Source organism: Sphingomonas kyeonggiensis, from assembly GCF_014196745.1.
Taxonomy (GTDB): domain Bacteria; phylum Pseudomonadota; class Alphaproteobacteria; order Sphingomonadales; family Sphingomonadaceae; genus Sphingomonas; species Sphingomonas kyeonggiensis.
Window position 1 is genome coordinate 456447 of sequence record NZ_JACIEH010000003.1, and the last position, 14787, is coordinate 471233.

14 protein-coding genes are annotated in these 14787 nt (G+C 65.1%); all 14 read left to right on the forward strand.

The window, feature by feature from the left end; all coding sequences use genetic code 11:
- Positions 1 to 44 precede the first annotated feature (44 nt).
- The 14 genes from GGR46_RS25510 to GGR46_RS17400 all read left to right on the forward strand — a co-directional run bounded on the left by GGR46_RS25510 (position 45) and on the right by GGR46_RS17400 (position 14787).
- The gene (locus tag GGR46_RS25510; RefSeq protein ID WP_221262836.1) at positions 45 to 1238 is read left to right on the forward strand and encodes an exopolysaccharide biosynthesis polyprenyl glycosylphosphotransferase; all 1194 of its coding nucleotides are present in this window, start codon (positions 45 to 47) and stop codon (positions 1236 to 1238) included.
- Positions 1239 to 1327: 89 nt separating this feature from the next.
- Positions 1328 to 2098 (forward strand): glucose-1-phosphate cytidylyltransferase, encoded by a 771-nt coding sequence (gene rfbF / locus GGR46_RS17340; RefSeq protein WP_183999275.1) that lies wholly within the window; start codon positions 1328 to 1330, stop codon positions 2096 to 2098.
- Entirely contained in the window at positions 2095 to 3150 is a 1056-nt protein-coding gene (gene rfbG, locus GGR46_RS17345; protein ID WP_343058223.1) for a CDP-glucose 4,6-dehydratase, read from the forward strand. Before rfbF ends, rfbG begins: the two co-directional genes overlap by 4 nt.
- Positions 3150 to 3707 (forward strand): dTDP-4-dehydrorhamnose 3,5-epimerase, encoded by a 558-nt coding sequence (gene rfbC / locus GGR46_RS17350; protein ID WP_183999276.1) that lies wholly within the window; start codon positions 3150 to 3152, stop codon positions 3705 to 3707. The genes rfbG and rfbC overlap by 1 nt, the downstream gene beginning before the upstream one ends.
- Entirely contained in the window at positions 3704 to 4927 is a 1224-nt protein-coding gene (locus tag GGR46_RS17355) for a methyltransferase domain-containing protein (RefSeq protein ID WP_183999277.1), read from the forward strand. The genes rfbC and GGR46_RS17355 overlap by 4 nt, the downstream gene beginning before the upstream one ends.
- Positions 4928 to 4955: 28 nt before the next feature.
- Positions 4956 to 5870 (forward strand): NAD-dependent epimerase/dehydratase family protein, encoded by a 915-nt coding sequence (locus tag GGR46_RS17360; RefSeq protein WP_183999278.1) that lies wholly within the window; start codon positions 4956 to 4958, stop codon positions 5868 to 5870.
- The gene (locus tag GGR46_RS17365; protein WP_183999279.1) at positions 5867 to 6514 is read left to right on the forward strand and encodes a serine O-acetyltransferase; all 648 of its coding nucleotides are present in this window, start codon (positions 5867 to 5869) and stop codon (positions 6512 to 6514) included. Before GGR46_RS17360 ends, GGR46_RS17365 begins: the two co-directional genes overlap by 4 nt.
- Before the next feature lie 39 nt (positions 6515 to 6553).
- Positions 6554 to 7732, forward strand: coding sequence for a glycosyltransferase family 2 protein (locus GGR46_RS17370; protein WP_221262839.1), 1179 nt, complete (start codon positions 6554 to 6556; stop codon positions 7730 to 7732).
- Between the two features lie 36 nt (positions 7733 to 7768).
- Positions 7769 to 9337, forward strand: a complete 1569-nt coding sequence (locus GGR46_RS17375) for a lipopolysaccharide biosynthesis protein (RefSeq protein ID WP_183999281.1) — start codon at positions 7769 to 7771, stop codon at positions 9335 to 9337.
- A gap of 85 nt (positions 9338 to 9422) precedes the next feature.
- Positions 9423 to 10805: a glycosyl hydrolase family 28-related protein gene (locus GGR46_RS17380; protein ID WP_183999282.1), complete on the forward strand. Its 1383-nt coding sequence runs from the start codon at positions 9423 to 9425 to the stop codon at positions 10803 to 10805.
- A complete protein-coding gene (locus GGR46_RS17385; protein ID WP_183999283.1) occupies positions 10802 to 11692 on the forward strand; it encodes an NAD-dependent epimerase/dehydratase family protein in 891 nt (296 codons plus the stop codon). The genes GGR46_RS17380 and GGR46_RS17385 overlap by 4 nt, the downstream gene beginning before the upstream one ends.
- On the forward strand, positions 11689 to 12882 hold the full coding sequence (locus GGR46_RS17390; protein WP_183999284.1) for a polysaccharide biosynthesis protein: 1194 nt from the start codon (positions 11689 to 11691) through the stop codon (positions 12880 to 12882). The genes GGR46_RS17385 and GGR46_RS17390 overlap by 4 nt, the downstream gene beginning before the upstream one ends.
- Before the next feature lie 4 nt (positions 12883 to 12886).
- A complete protein-coding gene (locus GGR46_RS17395; protein WP_221262840.1) occupies positions 12887 to 13549 on the forward strand; it encodes a sugar transferase in 663 nt (220 codons plus the stop codon).
- Entirely contained in the window at positions 13546 to 14787 is a 1242-nt protein-coding gene (locus GGR46_RS17400) for a glycosyltransferase family 4 protein (RefSeq protein ID WP_183999285.1), read from the forward strand. The genes GGR46_RS17395 and GGR46_RS17400 overlap by 4 nt, the downstream gene beginning before the upstream one ends.

The following is a 14787-nucleotide window of genomic DNA, read 5'->3' on the forward strand; positions in this document are numbered from 1 at the left end:
GAGGGTGGTTGCGGCTTCGATACCAGATCCTGGGATGCGTGATCGTGGCGGGGGTGCTTCCGTACCTTGCGCGCCGCTATCTCGGACCGCCCGCCGCGACCGACCAGCTCGACATCACCTTGCTGGCGAGTGTCCTTGCCATGGCCTTCGGGGCATGGCTGGCGCGGGAAGTGAGCAACTATCCGGGCGTGGAAGCGAGCTCCTACATCCTTCCTTCCTTCTGTGCCTCCTATGGCGTGGCGATACTGGTCCTGCTGCTGGGGCGCATCGACTATGCGCGCTTCATCCTGCTGAGCGGGTTCATCGGGGGCGTGATCTGGTTCTTCTTCCTCCACCTCCGCTTCCAGAGTCGCCGGACCTTGCGGATGGGGCTCGTCCCTATCGGGGCGGTCTCCGCCGTGCGCGCGTTGCAGGGAATCGAGTGGCGCGAGATGCCGGATCCCAGCTCCGACTTTTCCGGGCTGCAGGCGGTGGTGGTCGATCTGCGCCACGACATGCCCGACGCGTGGGACCGGCGGCTGGCCGACTTCGCGCTCGCCGGGGTGCCCGTCTATCATTGCAAGCACCTGGTCGAATCGATGACGGGCAGGATCGAGCTGGAGCATCTTTCCGAGAACAGCTTCGGCACGCTGTCTCCCATGTCGACCTATATGAGCTTCAAGCGCGCGGCGGACTGGGTTCTCGCCGCGGCGGCGCTGGTGGTGCTCTTGCCTTTCCTGCTCATCGTCGCGGTCGCGGTGCGGCTGGATTCGCCTGGCCCCGCGCTGTTCCGCCAGGTCCGCGTCGGCTATCGGGGCAATCCGTTCAGGGTCTACAAGTTCCGGACAATGACCAACCGGCCCGCCGGCGAGGATGAGCGGGCCTCGGCGATGACGCAGGCCGGGGATGCGCGCATCACGCGGCTGGGTGGTTTCCTGCGCCGGTCGCGCATCGACGAGCTCCCGCAGCTGATCAATGTCGTGCGCGGCGAAATGAGCCTGATCGGGCCGCGTCCGGAGGCCCAGGTGCTGTCGAAATGGTACGAGGCGGAGATTCCGTTCTATCGCTATCGGCACATCGTGCGCCCCGGGATCACCGGTTGGGCACAGGTCAACCAGGGGCATGTGGCCGATGTCCACGAGGTCACGACCAAGCTTCAATATGACTTCTTCTACATCAAGAATTTTTCGCCCTGGCTCGATATTTTGATCGTAACCCAGACCATCCGGACGATGCTGACGGGGCATGGCGCAAAATAGCGCGGCGCATTGATTTCGAGACGATCGCTGGCTAGGGCCCCTGCCAGGGCCCAGGTCGTGCGCTGGCCCGTCCGCAGAAGGAAGCCGTGGTGAAAGCAGTAATCCTGGCCGGAGGGCTTGGCACTAGAATCTCTGAGGAAACCCATCTTCGGCCCAAGCCAATGATCGAAATTGGCGGGAAGCCGATAATTTGGCACATCATGAAGATATACTCTTCGCACGGCATCAATGATTTCATCATTTGCTGCGGCTATAAAGGGTATGTCATCAAGGAATACTTCCTGAATTACTTCGTCCACATGTCGGACGTCACGGTTGATCTCAAGGAGAACTCGGTCTCCGTCCTCGATGCGAAGGCCGAGCCGTGGACCGTCACGCTGGTCGACACGGGCGAGGAAACCATGACCGGCGGACGGCTGCGCCGCGTGGCCAAGCACCTCACGCCCGGCGAGAGCTTCTGCTTCACTTATGGTGACGGCGTGGCGGACGTGGACGTGACCGCGCTGATCGCACAGCACCAGGCGAGCGGCCTGGCCGCCACCGTCACCGCCGTGCGCCCGCCGGGCCGCTATGGCGCGCTGATGATGGACGGCGACAAGGTCGGCGGCTTCACCGAGAAGCCCCGTGGCGATGGCGGGTTCATCAACGGCGGCTTCTTCGTGCTCGAGACCGAGGTGATCGACCGGATCGCCGGCGACCCGACCGTGTGGGAGGCCGAGCCGCTGGAATCGCTCGCGCGCGACGGGAAGCTCGGCGCGTTCCAGCACGACGGCTTCTGGCAGCCGATGGACACGCTGCGCGACAAGACCGCTCTGGAGGAACTGTGGGCAACGGGCCGCGCGCCGTGGAAGACCTGGTGATCGACAGGGCCTTCTGGGCAGGGAAGAAGGTTCTCGTCACGGGGCATACCGGCTTCAAGGGAAGCTGGATGTGCGAGGTCCTGCTCGCCGCCGGGGCCGAGGTCACCGGCATGGCCCTGGCGCCGGATACCAGCCCCAGCCTGTTCTCGCTCCTGCGGCTGGAGGAGCGGATGCGCTCGCATCTGGTCGACATCCGCGACGGGGCGGCGGTGCGTGCGGTGGTGGACTCGGCCGCGCCGCAGATCGTGCTGCACCTTGCCGCGCAGGCGCTGGTCCGGCCGGGCTATGCCGATCCCGTCGGCACCTTCGCGACCAACGTGATCGGAACCGCGCACGTGCTCGACGCGCTGCGCGGGCAGGATCAGCTGCGCGCGGCCGTGATCGTCACGACCGACAAGGTCTATCACAACAACGAGTGGAGCTATCCCTATCGGGAGAGCGACGCCCTCGGCGGGCACGATCCCTATAGCGCGAGCAAGGCTTGCGCGGAGCTCGTTGCCGCGAGCTACGCCAAGTCGTTCCTGCTCGCGCAGGGCGTCCGGCTCGCGACGGCACGCGCCGGCAACGTGATCGGCGGCGGTGACTGGTCGACCGATCGCCTGATCCCGGATGCCGTCCGCGCCTGGTCGGCGGGCGAGACGCTTTCGGTCCGGCGCCCCGGCGCGACCCGGCCGTGGCAGCACGTGCTGGAGCCCGTGGCCGCGTACCTGGCCCTCGCCAAGCGGCTCTTCGAGGGTGGGGCGGCGCATGACAGCTATAATTTCGGTCCCGAGCCCGGCGCCGCCGCAACGGTGCGGGATGTCATCGAGATCGCCCGAGCTGCCTTCGGAACCGGCGAGACCAGCTTCGGCACGGTCGATGCGGGTCCGCACGAGGCCGGCTTCCTCGCGCTCGAGACCGCGCGCGCGCGCGATTCGCTGGGCATCCGGCCGCGCTGGTCGCTCGAGGCCGGCGTGACGCGGACGATGGACTGGTACCGGGGGCACCGCGACGGGGAAGACGTGCGGTCGCTCTGCGCGGCGGATATCGCGGCTTTCGACAGCGTCGCCTGATGCCTTTCCAGATCCTCCCGACATCCCTGGACGACGTCAGGATCCTCGAACGGCACGCGTTCGGCGATCAGCGCGGCTTCTTCGCCCGGCTCTTCGACCGCGAGGAACTCGCGGCGCTGGGCTGGACCGTGCCGGTCGCCCAGGTCAATCACAGCTTCACCGCGCGGCGCGGCAGCATCCGGGGCATGCACTACCAGCGCTCGCCCCACGCGGACATGAAGCTGGTGACGTGCATCCGGGGCGCCGTGCTCGACGTTGCGCTGGACGTGCGCGCGGGATCGCCGACCCTGGCGAAGTGGCATGGCGAGGTGCTGTCGGCCGAGAACCGGCGGGCGCTGCTCATTCCCGAGGGGTTCGCGCACGGATTTCAGGCGCTGACGGATGATGTCGAGCTGATCTATTGCCATTCCGCGCCCTATGTTCCGGCGTCGGATGCGGCGCATAATGTTTTTGACCCGGTCTTCGGCATCGATTGGCCGGAGCCTGTCACCGATATGTCGGATCGCGACCGTAATCACGCGATGCTGGCGAACCCGTTCGAAGGAGTAGCCTTTTGAAGTGCCGTCATTGTCACAACGAGGTGAAGCTGCCGTTCCTCGATCTAGGTACGGCGCCGCCTTCGAATGCCTATCTCTCGGCCGGTCAGCTCGACCAGCCGGAGCGCTACTTTCCGCTCCGGGTGCTGGTGTGCGAGACGTGCTGGCTCGTGCAGACTCAGGATTTCGCCGGCCGTGAGGAATTGTTCACGGAAGACTATGCCTATTTCAGCTCGACCTCCTCGTCCTGGCTGCGCCATGCCGAGGACTATGTCGCCGCGATGACCGAGCGGTTCGGCCTGGGCGCGGATTCCTGCGTCGTCGAGGTCGCGGCCAATGACGGCTATCTGCTGCAATATGTCGCCGGTCGCGGCATTCCCTGCTACGGGATCGAGCCGACCCGCAGCACCGCGGATGCCGCCCGCGCCAAGGGCATTGCGATCGTCGAGGAGTTCTTCGGCGTGGCGCTCGGCGAGAAGCTGGCGTCGGAAGGGCGGCAGGCGGACCTGACCGCGGCGAACAACGTCCTCGCCCATGTGCCGGACATCAATGATTTCGTGGGCGGCTTCGCCCGGCTGCTGAAGCCGCAGGGCGTGTCGACGTTCGAGTTCCCGCATCTTCTGCGGATGGTCACGGACACCCAGTTCGACACCGTCTATCACGAGCATTATTCCTACCTGTCGCTGACGGCCGTGGAAAATGTGTTCCGCAGCAATGGCCTGCGCGTCTTCGACGTCGAGGAATTGTCGACCCATGGCGGCAGCCTCCGGGTCTATGCGTGCCGGATCGATGCGGCGCACGCCGTGACCCCGCGCGTCACCGAGATGCTCGCGCGCGAAGAGAGCGCCGGTATCACCAGCGCCGCCTTCTACACCCGTTTCCAGGAGGCGGCCGAGAAGGTGAAGAACGGCCTCATGCGCTTCCTGCTGGACGCGCGCCGCGATGGCCGCTCGGTGGCCGGCTATGGCGCCGCGGCCAAGGGCAACACGATGCTCAACTTCATGGGCGTTCGGGGCGACCTGCTGGAATATGTCGTCGATCGCGCGGACGCCAAGATCGGCAAGTTCATGCCGGGCAGCCGCATTCCGATCGTGGCCGAGGCCAGGCTGGCCGAAACGCGCCCGGACTATATCGTCATCCTGCCGTGGAACCTGCGGGACGAAGTCTCGGCGCAGCTCTCCTATGCGCGCGAATGGGGTGCGACCCTGGTGACGGCTGTGCCGGTTCTGGAACTCCTGTGATCGCCGCGGGCGAGGGGCCGCCACTGGCATGAGTGCGCCTCGCATAGCGCTTACCGGTGCGACCGGCTTTATCGGGCGGGCGGTGCTCCGCGCCCTGCAGGGCAGCGGGGCGGACGTCGTCACGATCGGCCGGCAGGCCGTGGACGGGGTTCGCGCGGAGCATTGCCGGGCCGATCTGCTGCGGGACGACCCGGAAGAGATTTTCGGCCGCGTGCGGGCGACGCATCTGCTGCACCTGGCCTGGTATGCCGAGCCGGGCCTCTATTGGCGCGCGCCGGTCAATCTGGATTGGGTCGCGGCCTCCTTGCGTCTCTTCCGCGCGTTCGCCGCCAGCGGCGGCACCCGTGCGGTCCTGGCGGGTTCGTGCGCCGAATATGACTGGGTGGAAGGCCCGCTCAACGAGACGCGTTCGGCCATCCGGCCTGCCACCCTCTATGGCGCCGCCAAGGCCCACCTTACCGACCTGTTGCAGCGCGCGGCGCCGGACATGGGGCTGAGCTTTGCCTCCGGGCGCATCTTCTTTCCGTTCGGGCCGGACGAGCGGAGCGAGCGATTGCTCGGGACGCTCATCAAGGCCGGGGTGGAAGGCACCACGGCCATGCTTTCAGCGGGTACGCAGCGCCGCGACTTCATTCATGTCGATGATCTGGCGTCGGGATTGCTCGCGCTGCTCCATTCGGATGTGGAAGGGCCGGTCAATATCGGGTCGGGGGTGGCGCTTCCGGTGCGTCGCTTCGTCGAAATCGCGATCGAGGGCGCGCCATGGCCCATCTCGGTCGAATTCGGCGCGCGCCCCCTGGCGCCCGGCGAGCCCGTGGAAGTCGTTGCCGACATGTCCCGGCTGCGCGACGAAGTGGGATTCTCTCCGTCCGCGACCGTCGAGGACAGGATCCGCGACGCCATGCGCGTCGCCTGCCTCGCTGCGGGCAAGGCGGTCGCATGACGATCGCGCTGCGCATAGGGGATGCGGACCGGCTGAGTGCCTATGTGGCCCGCCAGCTGCTGATCTTCGGTGGCGAGGACGAGGATCGCGAGGGAGTCGATGCCTTCGTTCCCGAGGCGCTCGAACGCTTTCGTCCGATATCGCGGGTCGTGCGGATCTTCGAGAATGATCGCTTCGACCATCTGCACAGCCTGCAATATGCGACATTTCTCTATCTGCTGGGCCGTGTCGCCTGGGAGGCCGATCGTTCGGCGGCGCTGGTCGACAAGCTGTTCTTCCTGAACAAGTCCCTCTGCAACATCGAGGTGCATCCGGCGGTCAAGCTGCCGCCCGTCTTCTTCGTGTCGCATGGCATCGGGGCGGTGCTGGGCAATGCCGATTACGGCGACCGGCTCGTCATATTCCAGAACGTGACGGTGGGGCGTGTCGGCGACAATCGGCCGAGGCTGGGGCGGGATGTCATCCTGTATGCCGGGGCATCGGTCACCGGCAGCGCAGTGATCGGCGACAATGTCGTCATCGGCGCTGGCGTGCGTGTCCATAACAGCCATGTTCCCGACAACAGTCTTGTTCGTGAACGGAATGGCGAAATAAACATAACCCCGCTGGTTCGGGATTATAATCAATTGTACCTGAACGATTGATCCAGAGTATAGCTTAATACATAGGTGGAAGCATACGATATGGAACCGTTGCTTAGTATCGTTATTCCCACTCGTGAACGTGCGGATTATTTGGCTTCGAGTCTCCGGACTTGCATTGCAAGCCCCATGGCCGAGATGGAGATCCTGGTTCTGGATAACGCCAGCCGGGACAATACGACGGAAGTCGTGCAGTCGTTCGACGACCCGCGGATCCGCTATGTCCGCTCGGATCGGCGCTTGAGCATGCGCGACAATTTCGAGAAGGGCATCCGGGAATCGCGGGGGAAGATTCTCGGTTTCATCGGCGATGACGACGGCATCTTCCCGTTTGCGCCGGAGCAGATCGTCGAGGCCTTTTCGACGCACGGCATCGAGGCGCTGTCCGCGGCGCGTGCGCATTATGCCTGGCCGGATCTGCTGCTGAGCCGTCGCGGCATGGCGCTGCTTCCGCGCGGCCGGGGATTTGAAGTGCGGACGAGCCGGGCGGCGCTTCGCCCGCTGCTGAAGACGGACGACTATTATCGCCTGCCGTGCATCTATCATGGCTTTGTCGCGCGATCGGCGGTGGACCGCGTGATTGCCCGCCAGGGGCGTTTCTTCGTCTCGAGCATCGTGGATTGTGCGTCCACGATCGCGCTGTGCCTGGACGATATCCGCTTCGGTTTCTCCCACTCGCCGCTGGTGATCAACGGCGGTTCGCGCCGGAGCAACGGCGCCTCGCAGTTCGGCGGCGGCAGCGAGGCCGAGCAGGCGAACTGGAAGGTGGAAGACGATCTGGGCTATCTCCCCGGCTTCGACGATGCGCTGACGGTCGGCGCCTTGATCGTCGAGACGGCGGCGCGATCGGTTCAGGCGAACCATCTTCCGTCGATCGATGCGCTGATCGATATCGAGGACGTCCGGGCAACGCTCAACGAAGAGCTGGCGCGTCGTGTCGCCGCTGGGCGTTCCGTCGAGGAAGCGCTGGCGATGTTCACCTCGGCGGGGATCGAGGCGCCGCAGGAGCGGCAGGCCGCGCCGCGGGCGGGGAAGATGGCCCGTATCGGCAAGCTGATCACGTCCTTCTCGCGCCAGCGCCCGGTGGACTTGCTGAAGCAGGGGGTGGGCGATGTCGCGGGGGCCGCGGAAGTGCTCACCGGCATGCTCGCCGCCGGGCAGACCGGTCTCCTCAGCCAGCCTGTCGCGCAAGCAAGGGCGGCGCTTCGCATCGGCCGCTAGGCCTGTCGGAATCGATTGCCGGATGCTGGCCGGCGGTTGCGCGTCGCGCCGATCGTGTCATTTGCGGTCTGCTTCAACCACGGGAATGTCATGGCTCTTCGCGGGAACGTCATCGCCAATTACGTGGGGCAGGGCTGGACGGCGGTCGCGAACGTCGTCTTCGTTCCCATTTTCATCCATTATCTGGGAATCCAGAGCTACGCCCTGATCGGAATCTACATCATCCTGCAGGCGTGGCTGGCGCTCCTCGATCTCGGCATGTCGCCGACCTTGTCGCGGGAAATGGCGCGGTTCGTTGGCGGTAGCCTTCCGGCGCGTGGTGCGGTCGAGCTGCTCCGGTCGGTGGAGCTGGTCTGCGGGGGCTTCGTGCTGCTCTGCGCGCTGCTCCTGGTCGTCGCCGCGCCGTGGATCGCGCGCTATTGGCTGACCACGTCGCTGCCCCTGGACGAGGTCGTCGGGGCGCTGCGCCTGTGCGGCGTGGTCGTCGCGTTCCGGTTCATGGAAACCATCTATCGCAGCGCGCTGTACGGCCTGGATCGCCAGGTGTGGTACAACAGCTTCAACATCGCCGTCACGACGGCACGCTTTGGCGGTTCCGCGCTGGTGCTGGCGCTGGTCTCGCCCACCGTCCAGGCGTTCTTCCTGTGGCAGGTCGTGGTCGCGTTCGCGAGCGTGATGGTGCTGCGGCACAAATGCCATGCCACGCTGCCGCGGATCGCCGCGGGGCGGTTTTCCGGATCGGCGTTGCGCGGGATCGGGGGATTTGCCGGCGGGCTGGTGGCGATCAATCTCACGGCGCTCGTGCTCACCCAGGCCGACAAGCTGATCATTTCGCACGTATTGCCGCTGGAAATGCTCGGCTATTACACCTTCGCCTATACGGTTTCGAATCTGGTGGCAGCCGCCGTGGGCCCGGTATCCCAGGCCTTTTATCCCGTGCTCAGCCGCCATTCGGCTGCCGGCGACGCGGAGAATCTCCGTCGGAGCTACGACATCAGTGCACAGGTCGCGGCGGTGGCGGCGGTAACCATTGCCGCCATTCTGATATTCTTCCCGCGCGAATTGGTGCTGGTCTGGGCCGGCAATGTCGAATTGGCCAATCGCACCGCGCCGATCATCGCCTTGCTGGCGCTCGGAGCGCTCGCGAACGCGCTGTTGCAGATCCCGTATTTCGCGTTGCTTGCCCGGGGCGAAGTCAAGGCGCCGCTCTATCTGAACATCCTGGCTGCGGCGGCTTTCCTGGCCGCCTTGCTGATGTTCGTGCCGACGCATGGCCTAGTTGCCGCTGCCTGGGCATGGTTCCTCGTCAATCTGGGCATGCTGATCGCGATGCCGTTGCTGGTGCGCCGCAAGTTGCCGGTGGCCTGGCGCGATTGGGCGGTGCGCGACGTCGCGTTGCCGGTCGCGGCGTGTTTCGTCGTGGTGGGGGCAATTCGTGCTTTGGCCCCCGCCGGAGCATCGCGCTTCGAAACGATGGTGGTGCTTGCCGTCGCGGGAACCGCCGCAGTCGCCGCATCGGGCCTTGCGGTATCGACCGTTCGCGCGGTCATCTCGGCGCGGCTCGGTATGTTCCTGAAGGGCCGTGTTGGAGGCGCGAATGGCTGACCGGATATTGGCGGATCCCACGCGGCGGCATCTGCTGGGCGGCGGCCTGGCGATTGCGGCTGCCGGAGCGGCGCCCTCATCCGCCATGCAGAAGACCCCGGCCGGCGCGCCCTGCATGACGGGTCGAAGTGTCCGTGACTTCGGCGCGAAGGGCGACGGCGTTACCGACGACACCGATGCCTTCAACCGGGCCACGCAGGCGAGCGCGCCGTGGAGTCCGGCGCTGGCCGAGCTCATCTACGTGCCGGCGGGTCGCTATCGGATCGACGGCACGGTTTGCGTCCGGAAGGGGCAGCATCTGCACGGCGACGGCGAGCCGACCGTCATCGACGCGACGCGGGCGCAGGGGCACACATTCGTGTTGGGAAGTGGCCTGGTCGCCGGCCGTCTCCGCGAGGATCCAGGCGGGGCGCCCGTCCAGGTCAGCGACCTGCAGACCTTGGGAAGCGCGCCAACCCAGGCGCTCATCTTCACCGAGGCGCAGGGTTTCGCGATACGCAGGCTCTTTCTGTCGGCGGTGGGTACCGGCATCCATGTGCGCGGCGCCGACGGCATGATCGCCGACATCGTGGTCGATCAGGCGCTGAACGGCATCGTCTTCGATCAATGCCAGAACATCAACGTCAGCAATGTCATCACCTATCTCGCCAATTATGCCGTCACCTTCAAGGCGGGGGCCCGCGACATCACGATCAGCGCGGCGCAGTTCTGCTATTCGCGATATGCCGGTCTGCTACTGATGGATGGCGCGACGGGGATCGTGAACGTTCGGGTGTCCGCGTGCAGTTTCACGATGAACCAGCAGTTCGAGACCTTTGTCGGTTATGTGCATTGCCGCGCCAATGGCGCCGAGATGGCGTTCGATAATTGCAGCTTTCGCAATTGGCCGGGCTTCGCGATCGATCAGGCGGCGGGTCAGGGCGCCCGCTTGAGCTTTGCGAATTGCCAGTTCGACGGCAGGCCGACCAGCCCGCTCTATAATGGCGCGGATACGAGCAAGGGGATCGCGACCGGCGTGTCCGGCCGCTTCCACCTGGTCGAGTGCGAGTTCCGGCACCTGTACGGCGAGATCATCAACGCGGGGCGGGACCTGGCCGCGCTCAGCTTGGTCGGAGGCGCGGTCGAGGACTGTGCCCTGCCGCTCGTGCGCGCCGCTCCAGAAGGGGTGTTCCCGATCAGCGTGCGCGATGTCGCCGGTCTCGCTACGGTTTCCGGTGCCACCGCGACGCTGCCGAGCTGGCCGGGGGTGCATTGGGAGCTGGCCTTGCGATTGAAGGGCGGGAATGGCGAGCGTCGCTGGCGCGGAACGGTAAGCGGCGGCAACGGCATTGCCGGTGCCTTCCTTCCGTCGCCTGCATCGACGCAGGGTTCGGGTGCCGTGCGGTTGCGGGAAGCTGCCCGTGGCGGCGCGACGGTCATCGACGCCGGGGCCAATATCGTCGGCATCGATCTGCGGACAAGCATATGAGTGAAGAGCGTCCTGTCGTAGTGGTCGGGGGCCATAGCCGGCTCGGCCAGGAAATCATGCATCTGCTGGGCGCGCGCGGGCGGGCGATTGCGCGCCGCAGCGACGATCGTTTCGAAACGGTCGTCGTGCCGGACTATCATGCGATCACCGCCGCGCATTTCGCGGGAGCGGCGGCGCTCGTCAATTGCACCGGGCTGGTCAGCGGATCCCAGGAGGCGCTCCACCAGGCGAATACGGTGCTGCCCGCCTTTCTCGCCGCGCTAAGCCGGGAAGCAGGCGTGCGCCGCTTCGTCCAGGTCTCTTCCTTCTCGGTCTACGGCCATGCCGAGGAGATCGGCTTCGAGACTCCGGAGCATGCCGTCTCCGACTATGGCCGTACCAAGCTTGCCGGGGATCGTGCCCTGGAGGCGGCGGCGTCCGACACGTTCGAGCCGGTGTTGCTGCGCATTCCGATGCTCTTCGACACCTCGCCAAATGGCAAGTTGGCGAAGCTTCTGCGCATGGTGGTCAGGACGCGGATGGCGCCTGCGCCGAAGCGTGAGGTGGTTCGGGCAATGCTGAGCTACCAGAGTGCCGCTGCGGCGATCCTGTCCCTCGTGGATTCAGATCGTCACGGCGTCGTGCTCGCCGCGGATCCGACGCCGTTCACCTATGATCTCGTCGCGGAACGTGCCGAGGAAGTGCTGGGCCGCCGGATCAGACGGGTGCCCGTCCCGGCTCTCGCTGGCCATGTGCTGGAGTGGTTGCGGCCAGAGTTGTACGCCAGTCTTTTGAAGAGCAGTCGCTTGCCAAACGCGGCCAATTTTGTCAGGGAAACGCCGCCCGAGGCGGCGCTTCCTGCCGTCATCACCCGTCTTATCGAGAAAATGGCTAGCGGTTCCGCATGAATATTGAAAATATAATCGGTAGAACCAATCGGCTCTTTTCTGACGATTTGGAGAAGAATCGTTCCGAGGTAAATGAGCGTATCGCTGGAAAGCGTATCCTCGTCTATGGTGGTGCAGGGTCTATTGGCAGGCAGGTCGTGCGGCAGTGCTTTGCGCAGTCCCCGGCTGCGCTCCATGTCATCGACCTTTCGGAGAACAACCTCGTAGAGGTCGTGCGCGATATCCGCAGTTCTCTCGGCTATATTGAGGGTGAGACCCAGTTCCTGCCATTGGCAATGAACGGGCCGGAAGCGAAGGCGTTTCTCGAAGAGCAGCGGCCCTACGATCTGGTGTTCAACTTGGCGGCAATGAAGCACGTCCGGTCGGAGAAGGACGCGTTCTCGCTGATGCGGATGATCGCGACGAACGTACTCGACGTTCGCGATACGCTCGCGCGCGCGGCGGAGGGTGGTTCGGGGAAATATTTCGCGGTCTCCACCGACAAGGCGAAGAACCCGGCCAATCTGATGGGCGCGACCAAGCGCATCATGGAGGACTTCCTGTTCTCCGACGTGGCGGATGTGCCGGTCAGCACCGCGCGATTTGCCAATGTCGCTTTCTCGGACGGCAGCCTGCTGCATGGCTTCACGCAGCGCCTGGTGCATCGCCAGCCCCTGTCCGCTCCCCGCGATGTGCGCCGTTACTTCGTGACGGGTGAAGAGTCGGGCATGCTGTGCCTGGCCGCGGCGACGCTCGGCGCGCATCGGGAAATCTTCTTCCCCGCGCTCGACGCAGATACCCATTTGATCGATTTCGCCGAGATCGCGCGTCGTTATCTGCGCGCCTCGGGCTATGAGCCGGTCGAAATGGCGACGGAGGAAGAGGCTCGCCGCAAGGTCGAGGAATGTGCGCGCCGTGGCGAATGGCCGTGCTATTTCTTTGACAGCGACACGACGGGCGAGAAGCCCTTCGAGGAGTTCTACGGGCCCGGCGACGATGTCGATTGGGAACGGTTTGAGACGATCGGGGTGATCCGGCAGCCTGCCCTCGACCGGGAGGCCCGCCAGCGCGCGGATGCGTTCGCGGCGCGGGTCGAGGCGTTGCGCGACGCTGGCCGCTGGACGCGGGCGGAACTGGTCGATGCGATCCGGGTCGCCTGTCCGGAGCTGCATCACGTCGAGACGGGCACCTTCCTAGACGGTAAGATGTAAGGCCATGATCAAGCGTCTGTTTGATATCGTGGCAGCGGGTAGCGCGCTCCTGTTGCTTTCGCCGGTGCTCGTCCCGGTCGTCATCGTGTTGCTGCTCACTGGCGAGCACGAGGTATTCTATCGCCAGGAACGTATCGGGCGCGGAGGGAAGCTGTTCGGCATCCTGAAGTTCGCGACCATGCTGAAGAACAGCGCGACGCTCCCCGGTGGAGACATCACCGTGCGCGGAGACCCGCGGGTGCTGCCCGTCGGTCAATTCCTTCGCAAAACCAAGATCAACGAGTTGCCCCAGCTGATCAACGTGCTGTTCGGCGACATGAGCCTGATCGGCTATCGCCCCTTGACCCCGCGCGTGGCGGCGATGTTTCCCGACGAGCACTGGAAGGCGATCGCGCATCTGCGCCCCGGGCTTTCGGGGATCGGTTCGATCGTCTTCCGGGACGAAGAGCGCATCCTGGATCAGGCGGTCGACCGCGAGGCGGTGTATCGCGAAGTGATCGCGCCGTACAAGGCGGCGCTCGAGCGCTGGTATGCCGTGCATGCGGGCCTGTGGACGGACGTGAAGCTGATTTCGCTGACACTCGCCGCGATCGTGAAACCCGATCTCGACATCGGCAGCATGCTGCCGGACCTGCCTCCGCCGCCCGAAGCGCTGAGAGCGAAATGAGTCGTCCGCGCCTGTGGGTCATTTCCGAGCTCTATTACCCCGAAGAGACGTCGACCGGCTACTTCATCACCAAGATCGCCGAAGGCCTTGCCAAGGATTTCGACGTCCAGGCGGTTTGCGGTCAGCCGAGCTATTCCGAGCGGGGTATCCGCGCGCCGCGCCATGAGCGCCACGCCGACGTGGAAATCCACCGGCTCCGGTCCACGCATTTCGACAAGGACCGGCTCCTCCTGCGGGCGGTGAACCTCGTCAGCTTCACCATCGCGGTCGCTTTCTTCCTCGCATTCCGGCTCCGTCGGTCGGACCAGCTGCTGGTCGTCACGAACCCGCCCACGGTGCCCTTCATCTGCGGATGGCTTGCCCGCCTTCGCGGTTGCCGATCCACCCTGCTGGTCCACGATATCTATCCCGAAGTGCTCGCCGCCACGAACGTGATGCGGGGAGGGGCTCCCTATCGCGTGCTCCAGGTCGCGTTCGATCATTCCTTTCGCCTGTTCGACCAGGTCGTCGTGCTCGGTCGGGACATGCTGGACGTGGTGGGTAAGAAGCTCGGCAAGCATGCGGATCGCATGGTGCTGATCCCGAACTGGGGCGACGTCGAGGAAGTGCGGCCGATTCCCGCCGAGCAGAACCGGTTTCTCGGCGAGCATCAGCTCGCCGGCATGGCCGTCATCCAGTTTTCCGGCAATCTCGGCCGGACGCACGACGTCGAGCTTTTCGTCGAAACGGCACAGGCGCTCGCGGGCGTGCCCGACCTGAAGTTTCTGGCGGTCGGCTATGGCGGGAAATCCTCCGTGGTCTCGGAGGCTTCGAACGACGATGCGGGCAACTTGCTGAAGCTGCCGCGGCAGCCGCGCGATCGTCTGGCCGAAATGTTGAACGCGAGCACGGCGACGATGATCTCGTTCGTCGACGGGATGTACGGCATTTCGGTGCCGAGCCGCATGTACAATGTCATGGCGGCCGGCCGCCCGATCATCGCAGTCGCGCATCCGAGATCTGAACTGGCGCTGGTCGTCGCCGAAGAAAATGCGGGATGGGTGATCGATCGATCGCAGGCGCGGACGGATTTGCCCGCGCTGGTCCGTCATCTCGCAACGGCCGAAGGCAAGGCGGAGGCGGATGTTCGCGGTGCGGCGGCGCGTCGTGCGGCCGAAACGAAGTATACGCTCGGCGCGGTAATCGAGCGGTTCCGTTGCATTTTGCAGCGAAACGATGCACCGCGCCGCACAAATTGA